Annotated in this window: 22 protein-coding genes, 3 tRNA genes and 1 other RNA gene; 14 read left to right on the top strand and 12 right to left on the bottom strand. The window is 54.2% G+C overall.

Going from position 1 to position 24965, the window contains the following annotated elements; translation table 11 throughout:
• Positions 1-144 precede the first annotated feature (144 nt).
• The 3 genes from ACG1VR_RS13600 (at position 145) to ACG1VR_RS13590 (ending at position 3711) form a co-directional block, all read left to right on the top strand.
• A complete protein-coding gene (locus ACG1VR_RS13600) occupies positions 145-2265 on the top strand; it encodes a TonB-dependent siderophore receptor (RefSeq protein WP_395491110.1) in 2121 nt (706 codons plus the stop codon).
• Positions 2266-2275: 10 nt separating this feature from the next.
• Positions 2276-3181 carry an alpha/beta hydrolase gene (locus ACG1VR_RS13595; RefSeq protein WP_395489056.1) on the top strand — a complete coding sequence of 302 codons (906 nt, stop codon included), beginning with the start codon at positions 2276-2278 and terminating at the stop codon, positions 3179-3181.
• A 155-nt stretch (positions 3182-3336) separates the two neighbouring features.
• Positions 3337-3711, top strand: coding sequence for a hypothetical protein (locus ACG1VR_RS13590; protein ID WP_395489055.1), 375 nt, complete (start codon positions 3337-3339; stop codon positions 3709-3711).
• Between the two features lie 276 nt (positions 3712-3987).
• On the opposite strand, the gene rprA is transcribed toward ACG1VR_RS13590, so the two are convergent.
• Positions 3988-4094: antisense sRNA RprA (gene rprA, locus ACG1VR_RS13585), an RNA gene on the bottom strand.
• A gap of 202 nt (positions 4095-4296) precedes the next feature.
• On the bottom strand, positions 4297-5415 hold the full coding sequence (gene ydiK, locus ACG1VR_RS13580; protein WP_016536065.1) for an AI-2E family transporter YdiK: 1119 nt from the start codon (positions 5413-5415) through the stop codon (positions 4297-4299).
• 204 nt (positions 5416-5619) lie between these two features.
• Between ydiK and ACG1VR_RS13575 the strand changes: the two genes are divergently transcribed.
• From ACG1VR_RS13575 to ACG1VR_RS13560, 4 genes are all read left to right on the top strand, one after another.
• Positions 5620-8676 carry an FAD-binding and (Fe-S)-binding domain-containing protein gene (locus ACG1VR_RS13575; RefSeq protein WP_395489054.1) on the top strand — a complete coding sequence of 1019 codons (3057 nt, stop codon included), beginning with the start codon at positions 5620-5622 and terminating at the stop codon, positions 8674-8676.
• Positions 8673-9083: a 1,4-dihydroxy-2-naphthoyl-CoA hydrolase gene (gene menI / locus ACG1VR_RS13570; protein ID WP_172570193.1), complete on the top strand. Its 411-nt coding sequence runs from the start codon at positions 8673-8675 to the stop codon at positions 9081-9083. The genes ACG1VR_RS13575 and menI overlap by 4 nt, the downstream gene beginning before the upstream one ends.
• A 234-nt stretch (positions 9084-9317) precedes the next feature.
• Positions 9318-10142, top strand: a complete 825-nt coding sequence (locus ACG1VR_RS13565; RefSeq protein WP_395489053.1) for a lysostaphin resistance A-like protein — start codon at positions 9318-9320, stop codon at positions 10140-10142.
• Positions 10143-10245: 103 nt separating this feature from the next.
• Positions 10246-10806: a TetR/AcrR family transcriptional regulator gene (locus ACG1VR_RS13560; protein WP_016536069.1), complete on the top strand. Its 561-nt coding sequence runs from the start codon at positions 10246-10248 to the stop codon at positions 10804-10806.
• A 14-nt stretch (positions 10807-10820) separates the two neighbouring features.
• On the opposite strand, the gene ACG1VR_RS13555 is transcribed toward ACG1VR_RS13560, so the two are convergent.
• Together ACG1VR_RS13555 and ACG1VR_RS13550 are read right to left on the bottom strand one after the other, a co-directional pair.
• Positions 10821-11450 carry an isochorismatase family cysteine hydrolase gene (locus ACG1VR_RS13555; protein WP_395489052.1) on the bottom strand — a complete coding sequence of 210 codons (630 nt, stop codon included), beginning with the start codon at positions 11448-11450 and terminating at the stop codon, positions 10821-10823.
• 99 nt (positions 11451-11549) lie between these two features.
• Positions 11550-13190 carry an ABC1 kinase family protein gene (locus ACG1VR_RS13550; RefSeq protein WP_395489051.1) on the bottom strand — a complete coding sequence of 547 codons (1641 nt, stop codon included), beginning with the start codon at positions 13188-13190 and terminating at the stop codon, positions 11550-11552.
• 396 nt (positions 13191-13586) lie between these two features.
• On the opposite strand from ACG1VR_RS13550, the gene sufA reads away from it, so the two are divergent.
• From sufA to ACG1VR_RS13515, 7 genes are all read left to right on the top strand, one after another.
• Positions 13587-13955, top strand: coding sequence for a Fe-S cluster assembly scaffold SufA (sufA, locus tag ACG1VR_RS13545; protein ID WP_016536072.1), 369 nt, complete (start codon positions 13587-13589; stop codon positions 13953-13955).
• A gap of 9 nt (positions 13956-13964) precedes the next feature.
• Positions 13965-15446, top strand: coding sequence for a Fe-S cluster assembly protein SufB (gene sufB, locus ACG1VR_RS13540; RefSeq protein ID WP_172570188.1), 1482 nt, complete (start codon positions 13965-13967; stop codon positions 15444-15446).
• Positions 15447-15462: 16 nt separating this feature from the next.
• Positions 15463-16209, top strand: a complete 747-nt coding sequence (gene sufC / locus ACG1VR_RS13535; protein WP_395489050.1) for a Fe-S cluster assembly ATPase SufC — start codon at positions 15463-15465, stop codon at positions 16207-16209.
• Positions 16184-17464, top strand: coding sequence for a Fe-S cluster assembly protein SufD (sufD, locus tag ACG1VR_RS13530; protein ID WP_395489049.1), 1281 nt, complete (start codon positions 16184-16186; stop codon positions 17462-17464). The genes sufC and sufD overlap by 26 nt, the downstream gene beginning before the upstream one ends.
• Complete coding sequence (gene sufS / locus ACG1VR_RS13525) at positions 17461-18681, top strand: cysteine desulfurase SufS (RefSeq protein WP_395489048.1); 1221 nt, start codon at positions 17461-17463, stop codon at positions 18679-18681. Before sufD ends, sufS begins: the two co-directional genes overlap by 4 nt.
• Before the next feature lie 11 nt (positions 18682-18692).
• On the top strand, positions 18693-19109 hold the full coding sequence (sufE, locus tag ACG1VR_RS13520) for a cysteine desulfuration protein SufE (RefSeq protein WP_172570185.1): 417 nt from the start codon (positions 18693-18695) through the stop codon (positions 19107-19109).
• Positions 19110-19218: 109 nt separating this feature from the next.
• Complete coding sequence (locus ACG1VR_RS13515; RefSeq protein ID WP_395489047.1) at positions 19219-20217, top strand: L,D-transpeptidase family protein; 999 nt, start codon at positions 19219-19221, stop codon at positions 20215-20217.
• Between the two features lie 67 nt (positions 20218-20284).
• Here ACG1VR_RS13515 and ACG1VR_RS13510 read toward each other — a convergent pair whose 3' ends face one another.
• From ACG1VR_RS13510 to ACG1VR_RS13475, 8 genes are all read right to left on the bottom strand, one after another.
• Complete coding sequence (locus ACG1VR_RS13510) at positions 20285-20521, bottom strand: major outer membrane lipoprotein (protein ID WP_008456504.1); 237 nt, start codon at positions 20519-20521, stop codon at positions 20285-20287.
• A 308-nt stretch (positions 20522-20829) separates the two neighbouring features.
• Positions 20830-22242: a pyruvate kinase PykF gene (gene pykF / locus ACG1VR_RS13505; RefSeq protein WP_172570183.1), complete on the bottom strand. Its 1413-nt coding sequence runs from the start codon at positions 22240-22242 to the stop codon at positions 20830-20832.
• A gap of 373 nt (positions 22243-22615) precedes the next feature.
• A tRNA-Val gene (locus tag ACG1VR_RS13500) sits at positions 22616-22692 on the bottom strand.
• Positions 22693-22858: 166 nt separating this feature from the next.
• Positions 22859-23755 carry a PhzF family isomerase gene (locus ACG1VR_RS13495; protein ID WP_395489046.1) on the bottom strand — a complete coding sequence of 299 codons (897 nt, stop codon included), beginning with the start codon at positions 23753-23755 and terminating at the stop codon, positions 22859-22861.
• Between the two features lie 192 nt (positions 23756-23947).
• Complete coding sequence (locus tag ACG1VR_RS13490; protein ID WP_016536081.1) at positions 23948-24088, bottom strand: hypothetical protein; 141 nt, start codon at positions 24086-24088, stop codon at positions 23948-23950.
• Between the two features lie 121 nt (positions 24089-24209).
• Positions 24210-24566 carry a hypothetical protein gene (locus tag ACG1VR_RS13485; protein ID WP_016536082.1) on the bottom strand — a complete coding sequence of 119 codons (357 nt, stop codon included), beginning with the start codon at positions 24564-24566 and terminating at the stop codon, positions 24210-24212.
• A 157-nt stretch (positions 24567-24723) separates the two neighbouring features.
• Positions 24724-24800: transfer RNA gene (locus tag ACG1VR_RS13480), tRNA-Val, on the bottom strand.
• A 16-nt stretch (positions 24801-24816) separates the two neighbouring features.
• Positions 24817-24893, bottom strand: a tRNA-Val gene (locus ACG1VR_RS13475).
• Positions 24894-24965: the final 72 nt, after the last annotated feature.

Below are 24965 nucleotides of genomic sequence, written 5' to 3'. Positions count from 1 at the left end.
TTGATTTGCAATAACATTGCGAACCGTTGCGCTTTATGACAAAACGTAACCGGAGATCGCGGGGCGATCTTTGTTAACCCAGTAACAGGGGACGTAACGGTAATGAATTTTAAAAACAATAAAATGACCCACGGCATCTTGCTGATGGGTCTGAGTAGCATTGGGATGGTTAGCGGCGCGCAGGCGGAAGACCGCCGCGCTGCTGAAGAGACGATTGTGGTATCCGGCAGGGTGAGTGAGGATCCCTCCGCGCCGGTGAAAGGGATAGTGGCGACTAAAACGCTGTCCGCCACTAAAACGGTTGCCGACCTGGTGAAAACGCCGCAGTCGGTATCGGTTATTACCCGCGACCAGATGAACGCCCAGGATGTCACCTCCGTCTCCCAGGCGCTGCGCTATACGGCAGGGGTGTTTACCGAATATCGGGGCAGCTCGAACCGTAATGACGAGGTTTTTGTACGCGGCTTTAGCTACGTGCCTAAATACCTCGACGGCCTGAGCTACGGCGCAACCGCCTCGTCGCAGACCGGGACTTTTGACCCCTGGCTGCTGGAGCGCGTGGAGCTGGTTCGCGGCCCGGCCTCGGTGCTGTTTGGCCAGGTGAACCCCGGCGGGCTTATCAGCATGACCAGCAAACGCCCGGTACGCGAAGCAATACATGAAGTGCAGTTCCGCACCGGGAACCAGCATCTTGCCGAGGGCGCTTTTGATTTTGGCGGTCCGCTAAGCGACGATGGCCGCGTGCTTTACCGCCTTAACGGCATCGCCCGCACCCAGCATAGCCAGGTTGCCGATTATAAAGAGCAGCGTATGGCGATTGCCCCGGCGCTGACCTGGTATCCAAATGACCAGACTCGTTTTACGCTGCTCACCAGCTATCAAAAAGATCCGCAGGCGGGCTACCGTAATTTCCTGCCCGCCGCAGGCCTGGTCACTAAGACGTCTGCCGGGTATATTCCGCTGGACTTTAACGTCAGTGACCCGAGCTATGACCAGTCGTGGCGCGAACAGACGATGATTGGCTATGAGTTTGAACATAGCTTTAATGATGTCTTCACCTTCCGCCAGAACGCCCGCTACGCGAAGATTAACCAGAAGTACCGCTATCTTGTCTATTCCACCTCCAAAAGCGACACGCTGCTTTCGCGCCGCGCCCAGCATGAAACACGCGACACCGAAGAGTTCGGGCTGGATAACCAACTAGAAGCGCAGTTCGACACCGCAAGCGTCGGGCATACCCTGCTGAGCGGGCTTGATTATAAATCCAGTCACGACCGTCAGCAGCTTAGCCGCGGCATGGGATCTCAGTATGATCTCTACTGGCCAAACCCGCGTTACGGCATCAACGTAGATGAAAGCACTTTCAGTGCGGTGAGCGACGACCAGCAGAATCTCGATCAGGTTGGGGTCTATTTGCAGGATCAGCTCAGCTGGAATAACTGGCAGCTGCTGCTTTCCGGGCGCTACGACCAGGCCGAGGTGCGCACAACCGACCGGCTCAAAAACAAAATGGTGCAGCAGAATGACGGTAAATTCACCTGGCGTACCGGCCTGCTGTACGCTTTTGACTTCGGGCTTTCGCCGTACATCAGCTACAGCACTTCGTTTGAACCGAATCTGCAAACGAATCGTGCTCCGGGGGCGGCACCTTTTGACCCGAGTCTCGGCAAGCAAACCGAAATCGGGCTGAAGTATCAGCCGCAGGAACAGACATACATGACGCTGGCGCTGTTTGACCTCCGCCAGACCAATGTCGGGACTTATAACAGCGCGAAGGGGTGGTTCGAAAACGCCGGTGAAGTCCACTCTAAAGGGCTTGAAGCTGAGGTTCATTCGACGTTATTCGACAGTCTTAATCTGATTGGCTCTTACACCTGGACCGATGCTGAAACCGCCAGCACCACCGTGGCCGGAACCGAAGGCAAGACGCCAGCCCGTATCCCAACGCATATGGCTTCGGCGTGGGGCAGCTACACCGTTCCGGGAGGCCTGTTTAAAAACCTGACCACCGGCGTGGGCGTGCGCTATATCGGAACAAGCTATGGCGATGCAAAAAATACCTTTAAAGTAGCGGCCGTGGATTTGTATGACGCGATGGTGCGTTATGAGCTGGGTGAAGTCAGCAGCAGCCTGAAAGGGGCGGCCGTTCAGTTCAACATCAATAACCTTGCCGACACTAAGTATGTTGCGTCCTGCGCTTCGGACTCGGCCTGCTTCTACGGTATTGGCCGCACCATCACGGCAACCGTCAGCTACGGCTGGTAAGGAGAAAAACGTGCGCTACCTGCTAACAATGCTTATGGCGCTCATCGCTGCCCCTGCGGGGGCGGTAGTGAGTGAAGATAAGCCCTATACGCTGGTGAATACGCTGGTGCATACCCTTAGCTCGCCGGAAAACGGCGATTATAAAATTCTGGTTTCGTGGCCGCAGGGGATAGCCCCGTCTGAGGGCTGGCCGGTAATTTACCTGCTGGACGGTGAGTCGGTGTTTCCGGGAGCCGTCTCGCTGATGCAGCGCCTGACCTGCGATCGCTGCCCGCTGGTGCCGGGTGTTATTGTCGCCATTGACTACCCGGAAGAGAGCCGACGGGAGAGGGATTACCGCCCGGCGGTTGATAAAATCGTGCTGGAAGCGAATCCTGCCGGTGGCACTTATCCGCCAGGAAAACCGGGTGAAGCTCAGAAATTCTGGCAGTTTATCGATACCGAGCTTAAGCCATGGGTCTCGCAGCGCTGGAAAACAAATCCTCAGCGGCAGGCCCTGTTTGGCCACTCTTATGGCGGGCTGTTTATCACCTGGCTGTTTATGACCTCGCCAAACGCGTTCCAGCATTTTTACGCCGCCAGTCCTTCGGTATGGTGGAACAATCGCTACCTGTTGCGCACGGCGCAAAATTGGCAGCCGGACGATAGCCGCTCTCACCTGTCGGTTTATGTCGGAGAGTATGAGCAGTCGCTTCAGCCCCATGAGATGAAGCTCCCGGAGGCGAGAAAAGCGGTCCTGGCCCAGCACCGGGGCCAAAGAGCAATGGTTGACGGCGCTCGCCAACTGGCCGAGTCGCTTAAAGCTAAAGCCCCGCAGCGCGTCGATTTTAGCCTTGTTGAAGGGCAAACCCACCTGACGATTGCGCCGCTGGTATTGCACGGCGCTATTATTAATCACTTTGCTAAGCCTGAATGAACAATAGCCCATCATCACGATGGGCTGAACTAATAACTGTTATCGCCTGAGAGTGTCTGTTATTAAAAGCGCTTTTTAATAGCGACAGGATTAATTGTATTTATAAATATCAGTGATGTTTATTTTCGGTTCGTTCACTCTCAGGAGATAGCAATATGCCTAACACCGTTCTCGAAATGCCACCTCTTGCTCGCTCATCCCACAGTATAAATATAGACGACCTGCCATCCCTTCCTGCCGACAGCGATAAGAACAATTCTCCGCTGGCTTCCCGACTAATAAGGGTTAATAACAGCGCGGAAGAGTTATCTATGGACATTGCTTCTGAATCCGACTCTGAGGTTGAGCCTGCACATAGGCAGGGGCGATTTTTAAACGTCTCAGAGGAAGAGATTCCGCCCCCTGCGACCGAAGAAAGAAGCATAAGCTGGAAAGGTAGAGTCTTATTCGCCCTGAGCAGTGTAGGAATAATCGGTTCGGGATTGTACATAATATCTAATTATGGGAGCACACCATCCGGTGAACGATAAATGATCATGAGGGCATATGCTTCAGATATACCGATTGCTCTGACATAAAAATATAATATAGAGCCTGCCCATATATTGAAAAACAGGCAGGCCATTTCAACGTATAAAACATCTTTTATTCTTTTCTCATCTATGAATCACTGTATTTAACCAAACCCTACAGGAGCGACATAAATCCATTTTTATGTTCCTATTTCAGCGCCTTCTCTCCCTTTCCCGGACTCTTACCAACCTGCTTCGCCAGGAGCCTGAGCGGCCGGATGTTACAAAAAAAGGGCAAAAAAAAGCCCATCATCAAGATGGGCAAAGACTACACACAGCAATTCGTTGTTTCACTCAGGGGATATCGATGTTTATAAATCAAGGGGTTGATTCATAACCGTGAGTTAAATAGTAGGCATCCCGGCAAAAGCAGTCACTCAGATTCGTCTCAATAGTTAACGAAAGGTGAATAGTTACCGACAGGATAGCGGGGCGCGCGCGGTTCAATGGCCGGAATAGCGCCAAAAAAATACGCTATAGATTAGATTTATTAACTAGTTGCGAAAGGTGACTCCCCCGAATGGCGGGGGAGTCAGGGGGAGATTATTTTTTAACGTTTAACGTATCCTGCTCTTCGAGCAGTTCAACGACTTCTTCCGGAGAGTCCTGCGGGGCAGGTGCCTCGTGCATCCAGACTGAAATCAGGCGATAAGAGACGGCCAGCAGCACCGGGCCGATAAACAGGCCAATCATCCCGAAAGCAATCAGGCCGCCGATAACACCCGAAAGGATCAGAATCATCGGCAAATCCGCGCCCATGCGAATCAGCACCGGGCGAATAAAGTTATCCATGGTGCCAACCACGCAGCTCCAGACCAGCAGCACGGTGCCCCAGGTGGTGTCGCCGCTCCAGTAAAGCCAGATAATCGCCGGAACCAGAATCACCAGCGGGCCAAGCTGGATAAGACAGCTAAGCACCATCAGCACGGTGAGCAGCGCGGCGTAGGGAATGCCGGACACCGCCAGACCGATACCGCCGAGCACGCCCTGAACCAGAGCCGTTACCACTACGCCCAATGCTACGGCGCGAATGGCCTGGCCTGCCAGCAGCACGGCAGCATCGCCGCGTTTATCCGCAAGGCGGAAGGCAAAATGGCGAATGCCGTTGCCGAGGGTTTCGCCTTTGGCGTACAGCAGGACGCTAAACAGCAGCATCAGCCCAAGGTGCATGAGCAGGGTGCCGATGTGTACCGCCTGGCCCAGGAACCAGCTGGTCGTGGTGCCAATATAAGGCCGAACTTTTTCCATAATGGCGCTGCCGCCGCTGCTAACCAGCGCATTCCAGCCGGTATAAAGCTTGTCGCCTATCAGCGGAATGCTGTGCAGCCACTCAAAGGTTGGGAGCGCCATATGGCCCTTTGTTGCCCAGGCGATAACCGGGCCGCTGTTGTCCACCAGGCTATTGACCAGCATAGCGATAGGAATAACGAACAGCATCAGCAGCAGGAGCGTCATCACCAGCACCGCAAGCGAGCGTTTACCCCACAGCAGTTTTTGCAATTTAATCAGCAGCGGCCACGTCGCAAGAACGATGGTTCCCGCCCAGGCAAATCCCAGAACAAAGGGACGCACAATCCACAGACAGGCGATAATCATCACCGAGATAAACAGCACGGACAGCAGGATCTGCAGCAGATCCTTTGGCTGACTGACTTTGACCATAGAAAGAATCACCTCAATAAAAAGCGCCAGCGCTAAATTCGCTTAGCGGATGCTTTAATGATGATGTATTTCCTCGATTTTGGACAGGCGCAATTCGCGAAGCATTATCTTAAATAACAGCCGCAAATCCTGACGGAATATGATAAAAACAAGACAGACACGCAAACGATAACTCTTACAACGCAACACAGGGTCGACCCGTCAATGATCCCACAAATTTCTCAGGCACCGGGCGTAGTTCAGCTGGAGCTCAATTTTTTGCAAGCACTGGAGCAACAGGGTTTCACCGGCGATAGCGCCACCAGCTACGCGGATCGCCTGACAATGGCGACCGATAACAGCATTTATCAGCTGTTGCCGGACGCGGTGCTGTTTCCCCGCTCGACCGCAGACGTCACGTTAATCACCCGCCTGGCTTCAGAAGAGCGCTTTAAAACCCTGGTCTTTACCCCGCGCGGCGGCGGTACGGGAACCAACGGGCAGTCGCTCAATAGCGGCATCGTGGTGGATATGTCCCGCTATATGAACCGCATCATCGAAATCAACCCGGAACAGGGCTGGGTGCGCGTAGAAGCGGGCGTCATCAAAGATCAGCTAAACCAGTTCCTCAAACCGCACGGCTATTTCTTTGCGCCTGAACTCTCCACCAGCAACCGCGCCACGCTGGGCGGGATGATCAATACCGATGCCTCGGGGCAGGGGTCGCTGGTGTACGGCAAAACTTCCGACCATGTTTTGGGCGTGCGTGCGGTGTTGATGGGCGGAGAGATCCTGGACACGCACCAGATGGCGACCGCGCTTGCCGAAGAACTTGGCCGCGAGCAAACCATAACCGGGCAGATTTACCGCACGGTGCTTGAGCGCTGCCGCGAACAACGCCAGCTGATCCTCGACAAATTCCCCAAACTAAACCGCTTCCTGACCGGCTACGATCTGCACCACGTATTCAATGACGATCTTTCTAAGTTCGACCTGACGCGCATTCTTACCGGTTCGGAAGGCACGCTGGCCTTTATCACCGAGGCTAAGCTGGATATTACCCGGTTGCCGAAAGTGCGCCGCCTGGTCAACGTAAAATATGACTCCTTCGACTCGGCCCTGCGCAATGCGCCTTTTATGGTGGAGGCGAGAGCGCTGTCGGTGGAGACGGTCGATTCCAAAGTCCTTAACCTGGCGCGAGAAGATATCGTCTGGCATTCGGTCAGCGACCTGATTACCGACGTGCCGGATAAAGAGATGCTTGGCCTGAACATCGTTGAGTTTGCCGGTGACGATGAGCCGCTTATTGAAAGCCAGGTTAGCTCCCTGTGTGAACGCCTCGATGCTCTGATAGCGTCGGGCGAGGGCGGGGTGATTGGCTGGCAGATTTGCAGCGAACTGGCCGGTATCGAAAAAATTTACGGGATGCGTAAAAAAGCCGTTGGCCTGCTGGGTAACGCTAAAGGGCTGGCAAAGCCAATTCCGTTTGCGGAGGACACCTGCGTGCCGCCGCAGCACCTGGCTGACTACATCGTAGAATTCCGCGCGCTGCTGGACGGCCACAACCTCAGTTATGGCATGTTCGGCCACGTTGACGCAGGGGTGCTGCACGTTCGCCCGGCGCTGGACATGTGCGACCCGCAGCAGGAGATGCTGATGAAAAGTATCTCAGATGACGTCGTGACGCTGACGGCAAAATACGGCGGCCTGCTGTGGGGCGAGCACGGTAAGGGCTTCCGCGCGGAGTACAGTCCGGCGTTCTTTGGCGAGATGCTGTATGAGGAACTGCGCCGGATCAAAGCCGCCTTCGACCCGAACAACCGTCTTAATCCGGGGAAAATATGCCCGCCGCTCGGCGTGGATGACCCAATGATGCAGGTGGATGCGGTAAAACGCGGGACTTATGACAGGCAAATTCCTATCGCGGTGCGCACTTCATGGCGCGGGGCGATGGAGTGTAACGGCAACGGCCTGTGCTTTAATTTCGACGTGAAAAGCCCGATGTGCCCGTCGATGAAGATTTCCAGCAACCGCATACATTCTCCGAAAGGGCGTGCGACGCTAACGCGTGAATGGCTGCGCCTGCTGGCGGAGCGCGGCGTTGATCCGCTCCAGCTTGAAAAGCAGCTACCAGAACAAAAAGCCAGCCTTCGCGGCCTGATTGAGCGGACGCGCAACTCCTGGCACGCCAATAAAGGCGAATACGACTTCTCCCACGAGGTGAAAGAGGCGATGTCCGGCTGCCTGGCCTGTAAAGCCTGCTCCACCCAGTGTCCGATTAAAATTGATGTGCCGGAGTTCCGCTCCCGCTTCCTGCAGCTTTACCACACCCGCTATTTGCGCCCGCTGCGCGATCATGTTGTGGCTTCGGTTGAAAACTATGCGCCGCTGATGGCGCGTGCGCCGAAGACCTTTAACTTCTTTATGAGCCAGCCGTGGGTTCGCAACCTGTCCGAGAAGCATATCGGCATGGTTGACCTGCCGATGCTTTCCACGCCGACGTTGCAACAGCAGCTGGTGGGGCATCGCTCGGCAAATACCACGCTGGAGCAACTTGAAAGCTACTCGCCGGAACGCAGGGCTAAAACGGTACTGGTGGTGCAGGATCCGTTCACCAGCTATTACGATGCTCAGGTTGTGGCGGACTTTATCAAGCTGGCGGACAAGTTGGGGTTCGAGCCGGTTGTGCTGCCGTTCTCGCCGAACGGTAAAGCGCAGCACATTAAAGGCTTCCTGCAACGCTTTGCCCGCACGGCGCGTAAAACATCCGATTTCCTCAATCGGGTTGCGAAGCTGGGCATGCCAATGGTGGGTGTCGATCCTGCGCTGGTGCTATGCTATCGCGATGAATACAAACAAACTTTAGGTGAAGAACGCGGTGATTTTCAGGTGCAGCTGGTGCACGAGTGGCTCCAGGACATGCTGAAAGAGCGGGAAGTACAGAGCGCGGGCGGGGAAGCATGGTACCTGTTCGGCCACTGTACCGAAGTGACTGCGTTACCGACGGCACCGAATCAGTGGGCCGGAATTTTTGCCCGTTTTGGCGCGAAACTCGAGAACGTTAGCGTCGGCTGCTGCGGCATGGCCGGCACCTACGGACACGAGGTGAAGAATCACGCCAATTCATTGGGCATCTATGAACTATCCTGGCATCAGGCGATGCAGCGCCTGCCGAGAAACCGCTGCCTGGCAACCGGCTATTCGTGCCGCAGCCAGGTGAAGCGAGTTGAAGGCAACGGCGTTCGGCATCCATTACAGGCACTTCTGGAGATTATCGGATGATTTGGCGACGTGAAGCGACGCTTGCCGCGCTCAATAAACTGGGTGCGAATAACATGGTCGGGCATGTAGGGATTGAATTTACCCGTTTTGATGACAACGAAATAGAGGCCACCATGCCGGTGGATGAACGTACCCGGCAGCCGTTTGGCCTGCTGCACGGCGGCGCATCCGTGGTGCTGGCTGAAACGCTGGGTTCGGTCGCGGGCTACCTGTGTACCGAAGGCGAGCAGAAGGTTGTTGGCCTGGAAGTGAATGCCAACCATATTCGCTCCGCGCACGAAGGCGTGGTGCGCGGCGTTTGCCGGGCGGTGCATGCTGGCCGCCGTCATCAGGTCTGGCAAATAGACATTTACGACCAACAGGACAGGCTGTGCTGCACCTCGCGGCTGACCACGGCGGTGGTTTAAGGTAATCCTTTGAGACCAATCACTCGCCTTTTTGAAAGGGCGAGTGATTGCGTTTTCTATAATAAAATAAAGAAAATACTATTTATTACTGCACATTATTTGCACCTGATGGGTGACAAATAAACGGCAGGCTATTATATCCATGTTGAAACTGAGCTCTTAAATTTTTGCCATCATGGTGAAAATGCTGGTAAAAAGCCCCCCTCAGGATGTTTATAACTTAAGGACATGGATATGTGGATATTACTGGCAGTTGCCTTGCTGCTTTTGCAGTTCAATAAAAAAGCCTCTATCGGGCTGCTGTTGATCACCCTGGTTTGGGCCGCAGTCGGCGGCGTTATCGATTGGCGTGCCGTTATTGCCCTGGCGGTAATCGCCGCACTCGCGCTGGCTTATTTGAAAACTGGGCACCATAAAGTCGCCAGGTATTCGCTCGAACTTGTGCTGGTTGTAAGCGCCATCGGGTTAACGATGCATCTTATTCCGGGTTTCCATAATCCGAAGGTGCTGGATTCGGTCAATGCCGGGCCGCTGAGTGTCCCTTTCTCGATGTATTACAACTTCGATAAAGCGCTGGTGCCTTTCGTCCTGCTGGTGGTAATGAAATCGCTGTTCGTAAGCGAGCCAGAGTCTCGCCCGGCAAAACCATGGTGGGGCCTGCTCGTTGCTTCTATCCCCGCTTTACTGCTTCTGGCCGTCGCGCTGGGTGGGCTGAAGATTGAACCTCACGCCCCGCAGTGGCTGCTGCCGTTTCTGTTTGCCAATATCTTCTTTGTCTCTCTGGCAGAAGAGGCGCTGTTCCGCGGCTACCTCCAGCAGCGGCTGTCCGGGTTTATGCATCCGGTTCTGGCGCTGGTTATTTCAGCGGCGATTTTTGGCGGGCTTCATTTTGCCGGCGGGCCGCTGCTGATTGTGTTTGCCGCGCTTGCGGGCCTGATTTACGGCCTGGCCTGGATGTGGAGCGGCCAGCTTTGGGTGGCAGTGGTTTTCCATGTTGGGTTGAATGCCGCTCACTTGCTGTTCTTTACCTATCCTATGCTTCGGCACATTCCGCACTGATTTATTCCCGTTTACGGCCTGGTTTCCGGGCCGTTGCAGGTGACAGCCCTGAGCGTTCATGCAAAAATAGATTTTAATAAAACTCTATTTATCTGGGGATCAAATGGGGCGTTCCAGTAAACAGCAGGCGGCTGAAAACCGTAACCTTATCGTCGAGAAAACCAGCGAGCTTTTTAAGGCCCGGCAGATAGCGGACGTCAGCATTCCCGACATCATGAAAGCTGCGGGCATGACGGCGGGAGGTTTTTATAAACACTTTGAGTCAAAAGAAGCATTAGTGCTTGAAGCCGCCGAACTGGCTTTTATTAAAGCAAGGGAGCGCTGGGACAGCATTGATGAGAATGACAAAGGCAGCGTACAGCATAACATTGCCGACTATTATTTCTCGCCAAAGCCTGCACAAAAGCGCTGCCCGATGCTGGCCTTCGGCGGCGACGTGATGAAAAGTAATGCTTCTGAACAGCTTGCAAAAGACTGTACCGACGGGATCAAGTCCCTGATGGAGTGTTTTATCGGGCACCCTCATGATGAGCAGGGCGCCGATGATGAAAAAAATCTTGTGCTGTTTGCTGCGATGGTCGGGGCGAATTATCTCGGTGAAATAAGTTCAGATCCCGCCTTCGCCGAGCGTCTTAAAAAGGCCGTTTTGGCCGCGATAAAATAACGCTGCGCGGCAAGTCAGGCTTTAACTCCCATCGCCGCGATGATTTCACTGGTGGTCAGAATTTCGTGGGCATACGTCGGGCCGTTGATATCGTGAGCGGCGTGCAGGGCTTCGTCCGTACGGGCGGATGTAGCGTCCCGAACCAGGGTGACGTGGAAGCCCAGTTCCATACCAATTCGCGCCGTAGCTTCGATGCAGGTATTCGCCATTAGCCCGACGCAGATAATCTTTTCCTTGCCGTATCTTTTAAGCTGATGCTCCAGATCGGTATTAGGAAAACCGCCGGAGCCCCAGTGCTCAGAAGCCACAATATCATCTTTGTGGATAGGGAAATCCTGATGCCAGGTTCCGCCCCACGATCCTTTGGCAAACGACTGCCGTGCTGCGCCGCTAAGCTGGTACGGCGTCGGGTATTTCCAGCTTACATAATCACCTTCTTCCCAGCGATGGTGAGGAACGTGGTAGACCTTAATTCCCGCCTTGCGCGCCGCGGCTACGATGTTAAGCAGGTTCTGGTGCATGTTGTTTCTGACGGCAATATCCTTGATTAACGGATAGAGTTTGCCCTCATCGGCCAGGAAGTCGTTATACAGATCCACGCACAGCAGCGCGGTAATTTCAGGTTCATAAACGGGATGGCTCATTTTCATTACCTCAGGGTTAGGCATTGCTCGTGCAAAATAGAGTATGATAATAATCTATTTTGCGCAACGAATTTTATAAACCCTGCGATGAGGCCAGTGTTATCTCGATAATAATCGCCACACCAGCCACGCGGTTCCGGCTATGGAGCACAACAAGCCGATGGCGGGGAAGAAAGGGATGCCAAACGGCGTCCAGTTCAGGCCAAACAGCCACGGCATAACCACCAGCATCAGCGCGGCTAAAACGATGGCAAGCGCAAGGGTTGCTGCGGCACGTTCCAGTGATTTACCAAGATCGCTAATGTTCTCCACGGAAATATCCGCGTGGAGTTTGCCGTGGCGCAGTCTCTGCATAACCAGCCGCAGGGTCTGGGGCAGGGAATCGCCGCTGTCCAGAAGCTTGTTACCCAGCGCGAGCAGGCGTTTGCGGCTGCTTATGCGAGCGTAGCGCCTGAACATTTCTTTCTTAATGACCGGGCGAAGGATGCGGATAATATCAAACTGTGGGTCCATGCGGAGCAGTACGCCATCAGCGGTGATTAGCGCTTTGAACAGCAGCACCAGGTCGGGCGGAAGCGTAAGGCGAAACTCTCGTGAGGTGGAAAGCATATCGGTCAGCGTTTTGCCCAATTGAAGCCTGAGATTGCCCTGTTTTTGCAGAAAATAGTTGGCCGCCAGTTCCAGTTCGGTCAGGTTCAGCGAGTGCTCGTCACTCCATGAGATCAGGGCATCGACAATGCCGCTGGCGTCGCGTTCGCTGATGGCATAAATCAGAGACAGCAGCTCATTACGCCGCTCTTCACTGAGATAACCCACCATGCCGAAATCAATAAAACCTACGCGGTTTCCTTCAAGCGCCATCACGTTGCCAGGATGAGGATCGGCATGATAAATACGGTGCTCGAAAAGCATTTTTATAAACGCCTCAGAGCCTTTACGCGCCAGCAGCGCCCCGTCAAAACCGGCGGCAGCAAGCTGGCCGCTGTCGACGGGAGAAACGCCGGGAAGAAACGCCTGCACCATCAGCGTAGGACTGCACCATTCCCAATAAATTTTAGGAATGGCCACGTCTTCGGAGCTGGTGAATAGCTGATAAATTTTTTCACCGTTAGCGGCCTCATGGCAAAAATCCAGCTCCTGATGCAGCGCATTTTCCAGATAACGGACCAGCATCACCGGCTGAAATCGTGCCAGCGTTTCGCTTTGCTGCTCAACGCTTTCGGCAAGATAGCGCAGCAGGCGCAGGTCTGCTTTTATCGTGGCTTCAATCCCGGGGCGCTGGATCTTGACGATAACTTCATCGCCGTTTTTAAGGCGGGCACGGTGAATTTGCGCCATCGAACCGCTGGCGAGGGGCTTTTCGTCAAACCGGGCAAATATATCGGCGGGGGGAGCGCCAAGCGTAGCGGTAACCTGCGGTTCAAGCATCGGCCAGGGCAGCGGATTAGCGCCAGAATTTAGCTGACTTAGCGCCTGAGTCCAGGCTGGCTCCAGCAGATCGCTGCGGGTAGAAAGAATTTGCCCGAGCTTAACGAAGGTGGGGCCTAGCTCTTCGAATGCGGCGCATAAGCGCTCCGGCACAGGGCGCAAATCATGCTGATGATTACTGCTTAGCTTGTCGTGAAGAGAAGATAAGCCCAAAAGCCGCACGATATCCTGCAGGCCGTAGCGGAGCATCACTCCGGTTATCTCCTGCAACCGCACCCGGTCGCGAGCCGTGACCATAATCATTTTTATCATCTGGCTAAACTCCTTTTTTCCTTATCAGGAGGATAGCTGATAAATCGGCTATTGGGCCTGGAGCAAAATTTACGGCAGCTTGACTGAAATTTAGTGATACTTTGGTCAAATTAATACCTGTCGAGCACGCCTCCAATCACATAAATAGATATTTTCTATACATCTTTTCCCTTGCGGCGTTCAGTCGCTTTTCTACTTTGATATTTCCTTTTACACCAGTGGCTTAAACAGCTCTTTTCGCCATCGGCAAGAGTTTTACGACGGTCTATCCTTAGTAAAGACGCCCAAAAAAGCAGCGTTTCCCGAATACCCCTGTTTTCAGAACGTTGTATTGATAATTGTTATCATTAACATAAGGGTATCGGCCTTCGGGCGCAGAGACAAATGAGGTGATTAATGGATGTGCAAACCGGTTCCTTCGATCCCAGTGAATTTGCCTGGCAGGGGCTAACCCTGACCCCGGCGGCCAGCGCTCATATCCGCGAGCTGGCGGCGAAACAGCCCGAGCTGCGGGGGATACGCCTGAGTATCAAACAGACGGGCTGTGCGGGGTTTGGTTACGTGCTGGACACGGTTACCGAGCCTAAGCCGGACGATCTGGTGTATGAGTTTGACGGCGCGCGCCTGTGGGTGCCGCTCTCCGCGATGCCTTTTATCGACGGCACCGAAGTTGATTACGTGCGCGAAGGCCTGAATCAGATCTTTAAATTTAATAACCCGAAAGCCCAGCACGAATGCGGCTGTGGCGAAAGCTTTGGGGTATAGGCGGTACTTATGTCTCGTAATACTGAAGCAACTGACGATGTCAAAACCTGGACCGGCAACCTCAATTATAAAGAGGGCTTCTTCACCGAGCTGCAAACCGAGCAGATTGCGAAGGGCGTAAACGAAGAGGTGGTTCGGGCCATTTCAGCTCGTCGTAACGAGCCGGACTGGATGCTGGAGTTTCGCCTGAACGCTTATCATGCGTGGCTGAAGATGGAAGAGCCGCACTGGCTCAAAGCCCATTATGAAAAGCTTAACTACCAGGACTACAGCTATTATTCCGCGCCGTCGTGCGGCAGCTGCGATGACAACTGTGCCTCTCAGCCGGGTGCGGTGCAGCAGCCAACTAACGCGTTTCTGACTAACGAAGTGGAAGAGGCGTTTAAGCAGCTTGGCGTGCCGGTGCGTGAAGGTAGCGAAGTTGCGGTCGATGCCATTTTTGACTCCGTATCGGTCGCCACGACTTACCGTGAAAAGCTCTCCGAACAGGGCATTATTTTCTGCTCCTTCGGGGAAGCGATTCATGATTACCCGGAGCTGGTGAAGAAATATCTCGGCACCGTGGTGCCGTCCAACGATAACTTCTTTGCCGCGCTGAATGCCGCCGTAGCGTCCGACGGCACCTTTATCTACATCCCGAAAGGCGTGCGCTGCCCGATGGAGCTGTCCACTTACTTCCGCATCAACGCGGAGAAAACGGGCCAGTTCGAGCGTACCATTCTGGTGGCCGATGAAGGCAGCTACGTCAGCTATATCGAAGGCTGTTCTGCTCCGGTTCGCGACAGCTATCAGCTGCACGCTGCGGTGGTAGAAGTCATCATTCATCGCGATGCGGAAGTAAAATACTCCACGGTGCAGAACTGGTTCCCGGGGGATAACAACACCGGCGGCATCCTCAACTTCGTGACCAAGCGCGCGCTATGCGAAGGTGAAAACAGCAAGATGTCCTGGACCCAGTCGGAAACCGGCTCGGCCATCACCTGGAAGTACCCGAGCGTTATCCTGCGCGGCGACAACTCCATCGGCGAGTTCTTCTCCGTGGCGCTGACCTCCGGCCACCAGCAGGCGGACACCGGCACCAAGATGATCCACATCGGCAAGAACACCAAATCGACGATTATTTCGAAAGGGATTTCCGCCGGGCACAGCCAGAACAGCTATCGCGGCCTGGTGAAAATCATGCCGACGGCCACCAACGCCCGTAACTTCACCCAGTGCGACTCAATGCTCATCGGCCCGGACAGCGGGGCGCATACCTTTCCGTATGTCGAATGCCGTAACAACACGGCTCAGCTTGAGCACGAAGCCACAACCTCGCGCATCGGTGAAGACCAGCTGTTCTACTGCCTGCAGCGCGGTATCAGCGAAGATGATGCTATCTCGATGATAGTCAACGGATTCTGTAAAGACGTGTTCTCAGAGTTGCCGCTCGAATTCGCGGTGGAAGCACAAAAATTATTAGCCATCAGCCTCGAACACAGCGTCGGTTAAGGATTAAGGGAAAATTATGTTAAGCATTAAAGATTTACAGGTCAGCGTTGAGGACAAAGAGATCCTGCGTGGCTTAAACCTCGAAGTGAAGCCGGGCGAAGTGCACGCCATTATGGGGCCGAACGGCTCCGGCAAAAGTACCTTATCCGCGACGCTTGCAGGCCGTGAAGACTATGAAATCACCGGCGGTTCGGTACAGTTTAAGGGCAAAGATCTGCTGGAGCTTTCGCCGGAAGACCGTGCGGGCGAAGGCATTTTTATGGCCTTCCAGTATCCGGTGGAAATTCCCGGCGTCAGCAACCAGTTCTTCCTGCAAACCGCGCTGAATGCGGTGCGTGAATACCGCGGGCTGGAGTCACTGGACCGCTTCGACTTCCAGGATCTGATGGAAGAGAAGATTGAACTGCTGAAAATGCCGGAAGATCTACTGACCCGCTCGGTTAACGTCGGCTTCTCCGGCGGCGAGAAAAAGCGCAACGATATTCTGCAAATGGCGGTGCTGGAGCCGGAACTGTGCATTCTCGATGAAACCGACTCCGGGCTGGATATTGACGCCCTGAAAATTGTTGCCGAAGGGGTTAACTCCCTGCGTGACGGCAAGCGCTCGTTCATTGTGGTAACCCACTACCAGCGCATCCTCGACTACATCAAGCCGGACTTCGTGCACGTGCTGTATCAGGGGCGCATCGTTAAATCCGGCGACTTTAGCCTGGTGAAACAACTGGAGGAGCAGGGTTATGGCTGGCTTACCGAACAGCAGTAACGGCAACGCGCTCCAGCAGTGGCATCATCTGTTTGAAGCCCAGGGCACGGGGCGTTCAGAAGTGGCTCAGCAGCATATGCAGCAGCTGCTGCGCCTTGGGCTGCCGACGCGCAAGCATGAAAACTGGAAATACACGCCGCTGGAAGGCCTGCTGAACAATCAGTTTGTGCTGGCGCCGCAGGGCGGGTTGACCGCTCAGCAGCGAGACGAGCTGGCATTGCCGGTAGATGCTCTGAGGCTGGTATTTGTGGATGGCCATTTTAGCGCGGAGTTAAGCGACGAGACGGCCAACAGCGGTTTTGTTATTACGATTGACGACAACCGCCAGATGCTGCCCGCCCCGGTGCAGGGCGAAGTATTCCTGCACCTTACCGAGAGCCTGGCCGAAACGGTGACCCACATTGACGTAGCTCGCAACACACAGCCTAAGAAAACGCTGCTGCTGATGCACGTGACCCGCGGCAGTGGGCAGCAGGAAATGGCGACCGCCCACTACCGCCATCACCTGACGCTGGGTGAGGGCGCGCAGGCTACGGTAATAGAGCATTTTGTCAGCCTTGATGACGCTGCGCATTTTACCGGCTCACGCTTTACCGCTGAAATTGCGGCTAATGCCCAACTGAATCATTACAAACTGGCGTTCGAAAATGCCGCCAGCTACCACTTCGCCCACAACGACCTGCTGGTTGCCCGGGATACAACGGTAAGCAGCAGCAGCTTCCTGCTGGGGGCCGCGGTGCTGCGCCACAACACCAGCACGCAGCTGAACGGCGAAAATAACCAGTTGCACATCAATAGCCTCGCGTTGCCGGTTAACAACGAAGTGTGCGATACGCGTACCTGGCTTGAGCATAATAAAGGCTATTGCAACAGCCGCCAGCTGCATAAAACCATCGTCCGCGATAAAGGCAGAGCGGTGTTTAACGGCATGATCAAAGTGGCTCAACACGCGATCAAGACCGACGGGCAGATGACCAACAACAACCTGCTGCTTGGCCGCCTTGCGGAAGTGGACACTAAACCGCAGCTGGAAATTTACGCCGACGACGTGAAGTGCAGCCACGGGGCGACCATCGGGCGTATTGACGACGAGCAGATGTTCTACCTGCGTTCACGCGGCATTAACGAACAGGCCGCGCAGCAGATGATTATCTTCGCCTTTGCCGCGGAGCTGACCGAGAGCATTCGCGACGAGGCCTTAAAACAGCAGGTGCTGGCGCGTATTGCCCGGCGTTTTGCAGGAGGCGAGGCATGAGTTTTCCCATTGAGCAGGTCAGAGCGGATTTCCCGATATTAAGCCGCGAGGTCAACGGGCAGCCGCTGGCCTATCTCGACAGCGCCGCCAGCGCCCAGAAGCCGCAGAGGGTTATCGACGCCGAGCTGGAGTTCTATCGTAATGGCTATGCTGCCGTGCATCGCGGCATCCACACGCTGAGCGCACAGGCCACCACGCTGATGGAAAATGTGCGCAGCCAGGCATCACGTTTCATCAACGCCGCGAAGCCGGAAGAGATTGTATTCGTGCGCGGCACCACCGAGGGCATTAACCTGGTGGCGAACAGCTGGGGCAACGCGAACGTGGCCGCTGGCGATAACATCATCATCAGCGCTATGGAACACCACGCCAATATCGTGCCGTGGCAGATGCTGTGCGAGCGGACCGGGGCCGAGCTGCGCATCATTCCGCTGAATCAGGACGGGACGTTGCAGCTGGATGTGTTTCCGACGCTGATTGACGAGCACACAAAGCTGCTGGCGATAACCCACATCTCCAACGTGCTGGGGACGGAAAACCCGGTGCAGGAGATGATTGCCACCGCGCATCAGGCAGGTGTGAAAGTGCTGGTGGACGGCGCGCAGGCGATAATGCACCACGCCACGGACGTCGCGGCGCTGGATTGTGATTTTTATTTGTTCTCCGGGCATAAGATTTACGGGCCAACGGGCATCGGCGTGCTCTATGTGCGCGAAAGCATTCTGCAGGATATGCCGCCGTGGGAAGGCGGTGGCTCGATGATTGCCACCGTCAGCCTGACGCAGGGCACAACCTATGCGGCAGCGCCGTGGCGCTTTGAGGCAGGTACGCCTAACACCGCAGGGATAATCGGTCTGGGAGCCGCTCTGAGCTACGTTGAGAGCCTTGGACTAGATGAGATTAGCGAGTATGAGCGCTCGTTGATGAGCTACGCCCAGAATGCGTTGCAGGCCGTTCCTGACCTCGTTGTTTATGGTCCGACGGAGCGCCGCGGCGTGTTGGCCTTTAATCTCGGGAAACATCACGCCTATGACGTCGGCAGCTTCCTCGACAACTACGGTATTGCGGTTCGCACCGGCCACCACTGCGCGATGCCGCTGATGGCGTTTTACGGCGTACCCGCAATGTGCCGCGCTTCGTTTGCCATGTACAATACCCGGCAAGAAGTGGATCGCCTGGTCGCTGGCCTGCAGCGTATCCACAGCCTGTTAGGATAACGGAGACGGTCATGGCAACGCTGCCGGATAAAGACAAATTACTCAAGAATTTCAGCCGCTGCGCGAACTGGGAAGAGAAGTATCTCTACATCATCGAACTCGGCAGCCGCCTGCCGGAGCTGGCGGAAGAGGAGCGCAGACCCGGGAATATTATTCAGGGCTGCCAGAGCCAGGTGTGGATAGTGATGCACCAGCAGCCCGATGGCGTTATCACTCTGGAGGGCGATAGCGATGCGGCTATCGTTAAAGGGCTGATCGCCATCGTATTTATTCTCTACCAGCAGATGACGCCGCAGGACATCGTAGCATTTGACGTGCGCCCGTGGTTTGAAAAAATGGCGCTCGCTCAGCACTTAACCCCATCCCGCTCTCAGGGGCTGGAAGCGATGATCCGCGCGATTCGTAATAAAGCCTCCAGTCTCAGCTAAGTTAGCTAAACTTAATCATACCTATGGTCCTGTTTTGCGAGGCGGTTTTCTGCCTCGCTTGTCTTTCAGCCTGCCGGCGTCCGTCGGCGTGACTACAGGAATAAAAAGTATGAAATACGCGTCTTTACTCACACTAGCCATCATAGGCGCGCTCAGCGCCATACGCCCGGCTTTAGCGCTGGACTATCCTTTACCGCCGGAAGGCAGCCGCCTGATTGGCCAAAACCAGACTTATACCGTTCAGGAGAGTGACCGCAACCTGCAGGCCATTGCCCGGCGTTTTGATACCGGCGCGATGCTGTTGCTGGAAGCAAATAACGCTATAGCACCGGTGCCTAAGCCGGGCACGGTGTTAACCATTCCCAGCCAGCTGCTGCTGCCTGATGTGCCCAGAGAAGGCATTGTCGTCAATCTGGCCGAGCTGAGGCTTTATTACTTCCCGCCGGGTGAAAACATTGTTCAGGTTTACCCGATAGGCATTGGCTTGCAGGGGCTGGAAACGCCTCTGATGAGCACGAAAATAGGCCAGAAAATCCCTAACCCGACCTGGACACCAACGGCAGGCATTCGTCAGCGTTCTCTTGAGCGCGGCGTTAAGCTGCCGCCGGTTGTTCCCGCCGGGCCGAACAACCCGCTGGGGCGCTTTGCTATGCGCCTGGCGTACGGCAACGGTGAATACCTCATCCACGGTACCAGCGCGCCGGACAGCGTAGGGCTGCGCGTGAGTTCCGGGTGTATCCGCATGAACGCGCCGGACATCAAGGCGCTGTTTGAGCAGACGAGAACGGGCACGCCTGTGCGGGTGATTAACGATCCGGTGAAATTCTCCGTGGAGCCTAACGGCGTGCGTTATGTTGAGGTGCATCGCCCGCTGTCGCAGGACGAGCAGCAAAATACGCAAACCATGCCTTACGTGCTGCCAGCCGGTTTTAGCCAGTTCCGCGAAGGGAGTGAAGTAGACAAGGCGGTTATTGAGAAAGCGCTCTATCGGCGTGCCGGTTACCCGGTTGCGGTCTCCGCGGGGCAGACTTCGGTCACGGCAAATGGCGTGCAGTCGGCTCAAAACGTGGCGGTGAATACGGGGGAGGCGGCAAGCGCGACTCAGTAATGAAGAAGGGCTGGATGACGGACAAAAAAAATGGCGCACATTGTGCGCCATTTTATACCAGTGACTCTTACTTACGGTAAGAGTGAGCCTGGTTGTCCAGACGCTGGTTAGCGCGAGCTGCGTCGTCTTTAGCAGCCTGAACGTCGGAACGCACTGCGTTCACGTCGTTGCTCAGCTGATCAACTTTAGCGTTCAGAGTCTGAACGTCAGAAGACAGTTGATCGATTTTAGCGTTAGAAGAACAACCTGCCAGCATAGTAGAAGCCAGGATTACCGCGCCCAGTACCAGTTTAGTACGATTCATTATTAATACCCTCTAGATTGAGTTAATCTCCATGTAGCGTTACAAGTATTACACAAACTTTTTTGTGATGAGAATAATTTTTTGTTGGGAATACCCTTAAATTTGATCGTTCGCTCAAAGAAGCATCGAACCGAGCTGGAAAGTTAAAAAAAAGAGAGAAAACAGGGGATTTTCATCGGATTCGTCTTACTAAAACGACGCTTAAATAGTAAAAGCCGATTTGCATTTTTATTAATAGCCATAAGGCACGGATATAAAAAAAGCGCCCTAAGGCGCTTTTGACGTAAATAAACTTGTTAACAAGTCAATTACAGGACATGTACGGAAGCGGTGTTGGTGGTGCCGCTTGGGACTAACGCACCGGAAACCATCACTACGATGTCGCCTTTGCGAGCCAGGCCGCTTTCCAGAGCCACTTCTTTACCCAGACGGTAGAAGTCGTCGGTAGAAGCAATTTCTTTCACCAGCTGAGGGATAACGCCTTTGCTCAGCACCAGCTGACGAGCGGTCACTTCGTTGGTGGTCAGCGCCAGAATGGTCGCGTTCGGGAAGTATTTACGCACGGCTTTAGCGGATTTACCGCCCTGGGTTGCAACGACGATAACCGGCGCTTCCAGTTTCTCGGCAGTCTCAACCGCGCCGCGGCAAACTGCTTCGGTGATGCGCAGTTTACGGCTGTCGTTGTTGTTGTCCAGACGGCTGGTCATTACGCGGTCGGTACGTTCGCAGATGGTTGCCATGATGGTCACGGCTTCCAGCGGGTATTTACCTTTAGCGGACTCACCGGACAGCATAACTGCATCGGTGCCGTCGATGATGGCGTTAGCAACGTCGCCTGCTTCCGCGCGGGTAGGGCGCGGGTTTTTGATCATCGAGTCGAGCATCTGGGTTGCGGTGATAACAACTTTACGAGCGCGCACGCATTTTTCGATCATCATCTTCTGAGCGAAGATAACTTCTTCAACCGGGATCTCAACGCCCAGGTCGCCACGAGCAACCATGATGCCGTCAGACGCTTCGAGGATTTCGTCGAAGTTGTTCAGGCCTTCCTGGTTTTCGATTTTGGAGATGATCTGGATCTTCTCGCCGCCATGAGCCTTCAGGTGCTCACGAATTTCAACCACGTCAGAACGTTTACGGATAAAGGAAGCAGCAACGAAGTCAACGCCCTGCTCGCAGCCGAAGATCAGGTCTTGCTTGTCTTTTTCAGCCAGAGCAGGCAGCGCGATGGAAACGCCCGGCAGGTTAACGCCTTTGTTCTCGCCCAGGTCGCCGTTGTTCAGCACTTTACAGACAACGTTTTTGCCTTCGATAGCGGTGACTTCCATACCGATCAGGCCGTCATCCACCAGAACGGTGTTGCCTACGGACAGGTCGCTGGTGAAACCTTCGTAGGTTACAGCAACAATCTCGTTGTTACCCACTACGGACTTGTCGGTAGTGAAGGTAAAGGTCTGGCCCGCTTTCAGCGCAACGTCGTTGCCGCCTTCCAGCTTAATGGTGCGGATTTCAGGACCTTTGGTGTCCAGCAGGATAGCGGCTTTTTTACCGGTTTTAGCAACAACATTACGCAGGTTTTTGATGCGCTGACCGTGTTCTGCATAGTCACCGTGGGAGAAGTTCAGGCGCATAACGTTCATGCCCGCATCGAGCATTTTGCTCAGCATCTCTTCAGATTCGGTTTTTGGACCGATGGTGCAAACAATTTTAGTCTTTTTCATGACAGTCTTATCTATAAGTTGAGGAGGATTGTTAAAACTCGGTTCCGGGAGACACAGCGGCCGCCGGAGCTTAAAAGAATACTGTGGTGTTGAAAGTGGCACCTGGTAAGGATAGGTGACAGAAATAAAGCGTGCAGAGGAAAGTGTGCTTGTGGTTCAGCCGGGGGTGAAGTCAGACAGTGTTGTTGTATAAAAAGGGAGTCCAATGAGCTGAAACCATTCAAGTTAAGAACGGGCGTATTATAGAGAGATCTTGTCGGGAAAGGAACCAAAACCGTTGATTCAGCGACAGAGTGCACAGTTTTACAGCGAGTTGTAACGAGTGGGTTACGGGATGTTTACAGGCTAGAAAGAAGAATGAAACAGAAAAGAATGGTGCGTTCAATTGGACTCGAACCAACGACCCCCACCATGTCAAGGTGGTGCTCTAACCAACTGAGCTATGAACGCACGGAGTATTCCGCTAAAAAAATAATTAACAAACTGATTTAATTACCTTTTTAACTCCCACTGCGGGGAGTGACGTTATTATGACTGGCGCGGCGGACATTGACAAGCCCCGCCGTACCTATGTGAACAATGTTTGAGCTTTTCGCCGGGGGAGACAGCGCCGCCGCTAAAGCTTCACCGCCAGTTCCCCGCTAAACAGGATCACCGCCCGGCCGGAAATGCTCACTTTTTCCGGCTGGTTGTCGCGGATGGTCACGGCAATATCGACCACGCCGCTGCGGCCAAGCGCGCGCCCCTGATTCCCATGAATGCGCAGCAGCTTGCCGTCATGGGGCAATGCGCCGTGATGCACCAGCCACGCGCCCATCGCGCCATTAGCATTTCCCGTTACCGGATCTTCTACAATACCGATGGCGGGAGAGAACATGCGGCCATCCGTTGCGTTTTCGCCGGGGCGGATCTGAAACGGGAAGAAGCCGTTGCAGCCAATTTCCTTGCTGATGGCGGCAAGCGCAGCCAGGTCCGGAGCCAGCGCATCGAGAGCGACTTCAGGCTTCAGCGGAACCATCACCTTGGAATGCCCCGTAGAGGCAACCTGAATGGGGAATCCCGGTAGAATATCGTCTTCATTCAGGTGAAATGCTGCGATAATTGCCGCGCGCAGGTCACCTTCCAGCGGCGGCTCAAATTCCGGTCTGCCCTGAACCAGCGTGATGCGGTAATCGTTGTCTTCAACAACTTCAATCGCTACCCGGTGGCGGCCTGCCAGCGAGGTCTGGTAAAGCTCGCAATTTTCCAACCCAAGCACTTTCGCTCTCACGTAATGCGCCGCTACCGTCGCATGGCCGCAAATCGGCACTTCTACAGTTGGCGTGAAGTAGCGAATGCGCACATCGCTCTCTTCACTGCGGAGTACAAAAGCGGTTTCAGAATGGCGTAGCTCGCGGGCGATGAGCTGCATCTGGCTCTCGCTCAGGCCATCGGCATCGAGCACTACGCCCGCCGAGTTGCCGCGAAATGGCTGGGTGGTAAAAGAATCAACGTGGTAAATCCGTGGCGTCATTTTTATTCTCGTATCAGAATCTGCTTACAGAGCTTTGCCTGAATGTTTTACCAGCCTGTCGATAAATAGAAAAATTTTCACCTGCTGGTGTCTCTTTTACTACGGGGTAATGTGAAATATCTTGCGGTGAGGAGGTCTGCCTGAGCAGGCTTCGGGTATAAAAAAACCGGCTGAATGAGCCGGTTTAATTAATCAGATTTTGCAGGCGTCGCCGCAATCGTCATCGGCAACAACGGCCTGAGCTTTTTTATCAGCATCTTCCTGACGCTCGGCGTTGCGCACTTCGGCTTCATCTAATCCGGAAAAAACCAGATTCTCAAGATCGATTTCCATAGGTCACCTGTTGCAGTTTAGTTATCGGCTTTCTAAATAATATTCAACATTCCACCGTCCTGCATCCCGAATATCCCTGAAACGCTCAAAACGATAAAAATGCGCAGCTTCTGTCCCGCGATCAGAAGCAGGAGTTTTGGTTGATTCTATTGCCCACGGCGTAAACTTTGTTGGTCTTCGGGTCAATATTAAACACCACGTATCTGCGTTGCGGGCAAATCAGTTCAAGGGATTTCTTGCCGCACTGCAACACTGTGGATCGGCGTACTACATTGCCGATTTGCACCGGGACATCGGTATCAACGTAGTCATCGCACTCGAACCCGGCCTGCGTGGCCCTGGCTCGAGCTTCATTCATTGTCAGGCCCACGGCGTTTAATTCACGCACCGCTTCGGCATGGCTTGCTTGCGAAACGCGGGTTAACGTACAGCCGCTTAACGTCACAGACGCTATCAGGAGCAGGGTGAGTCGAAGCATAGTTGTCCTTAACGAATATGCCAGCAGGCAGGGTGAGAGAAAAACTAACGGCGAATTAAGGCTTGCTAAATCATAGCCTGGGTGATGAATAAATGGCTTGTTTTAATGAGTTTTGAAAATAAAGGAGATAAGACAGAGGAGTAGAGATTTGCAAATATGGTGCGTCCGAGTGGACTCGAACCACCGACCCCCACCATGTCAAGGTGGTGCTCTAACCAACTGAGCTACGGACGCACTGAATATCTGAAAATGGTGCGTTCAATTGGACTCGAACCAACGACCCCCACCATGTCAAGGTGGTGCTCTAACCAACTGAGCTATGAACGCATTGTTGTCTTGGCGACAGCGGGGACGAATATTAGCGGCACACTTCGGGGCTTGCAAGGGGAATAACGCAAT

It is taken from the genome of Cedecea davisae, from assembly GCF_044095835.1.
GTDB lineage: Bacteria > Pseudomonadota > Gammaproteobacteria > Enterobacterales > Enterobacteriaceae > Cedecea > Cedecea davisae.
Note: the sequence above shows the minus strand (reverse complement) of the source record. Positions and strands in the feature narration are given on the sequence as shown.

Coding starts and splice junctions, on each gene's coding strand:
- ACG1VR_RS13600 (WP_395491110.1), top strand. CDS start 145: ATGGGTCTGAGTAGCATTGGGATGGTTAGCGGCGCGCAGGCGGAAGAC.
- ACG1VR_RS13590 (WP_395489055.1), top strand. CDS start 3,337: ATGCCTAACACCGTTCTCGAAATGCCACCTCTTGCTCGCTCATCCCAC.
- ydiK (WP_016536065.1), bottom strand. CDS start 5,415: ATGGTCAAAGTCAGTCAGCCAAAGGATCTGCTGCAGATCCTGCTGTCC.
- ACG1VR_RS13575 (WP_395489054.1), top strand. CDS start 5,620: ATGATCCCACAAATTTCTCAGGCACCGGGCGTAGTTCAGCTGGAGCTC.
- menI (WP_172570193.1), top strand. CDS start 8,673: ATGATTTGGCGACGTGAAGCGACGCTTGCCGCGCTCAATAAACTGGGT.
- ACG1VR_RS13565 (WP_395489053.1), top strand. CDS start 9,318: ATGTGGATATTACTGGCAGTTGCCTTGCTGCTTTTGCAGTTCAATAAA.
- ACG1VR_RS13560 (WP_016536069.1), top strand. CDS start 10,246: ATGGGGCGTTCCAGTAAACAGCAGGCGGCTGAAAACCGTAACCTTATC.
- ACG1VR_RS13555 (WP_395489052.1), bottom strand. CDS start 11,450: ATGAGCCATCCCGTTTATGAACCTGAAATTACCGCGCTGCTGTGCGTG.
- ACG1VR_RS13550 (WP_395489051.1), bottom strand. CDS start 13,190: ATGATAAAAATGATTATGGTCACGGCTCGCGACCGGGTGCGGTTGCAG.
- sufA (WP_016536072.1), top strand. CDS start 13,587: ATGGATGTGCAAACCGGTTCCTTCGATCCCAGTGAATTTGCCTGGCAG.
- sufB (WP_172570188.1), top strand. CDS start 13,965: ATGTCTCGTAATACTGAAGCAACTGACGATGTCAAAACCTGGACCGGC.
- sufC (WP_395489050.1), top strand. CDS start 15,463: ATGTTAAGCATTAAAGATTTACAGGTCAGCGTTGAGGACAAAGAGATC.
- sufD (WP_395489049.1), top strand. CDS start 16,184: ATGGCTGGCTTACCGAACAGCAGTAACGGCAACGCGCTCCAGCAGTGG.
- sufS (WP_395489048.1), top strand. CDS start 17,461: ATGAGTTTTCCCATTGAGCAGGTCAGAGCGGATTTCCCGATATTAAGC.
- sufE (WP_172570185.1), top strand. CDS start 18,693: ATGGCAACGCTGCCGGATAAAGACAAATTACTCAAGAATTTCAGCCGC.
- ACG1VR_RS13515 (WP_395489047.1), top strand. CDS start 19,219: ATGAAATACGCGTCTTTACTCACACTAGCCATCATAGGCGCGCTCAGC.
- ACG1VR_RS13510 (WP_008456504.1), bottom strand. CDS start 20,521: ATGAATCGTACTAAACTGGTACTGGGCGCGGTAATCCTGGCTTCTACT.
- pykF (WP_172570183.1), bottom strand. CDS start 22,242: ATGAAAAAGACTAAAATTGTTTGCACCATCGGTCCAAAAACCGAATCT.
- ACG1VR_RS13495 (WP_395489046.1), bottom strand. CDS start 23,755: ATGACGCCACGGATTTACCACGTTGATTCTTTTACCACCCAGCCATTT.
- ACG1VR_RS13490 (WP_016536081.1), bottom strand. CDS start 24,088: ATGGAAATCGATCTTGAGAATCTGGTTTTTTCCGGATTAGATGAAGCC.
- ACG1VR_RS13485 (WP_016536082.1), bottom strand. CDS start 24,566: ATGCTTCGACTCACCCTGCTCCTGATAGCGTCTGTGACGTTAAGCGGC.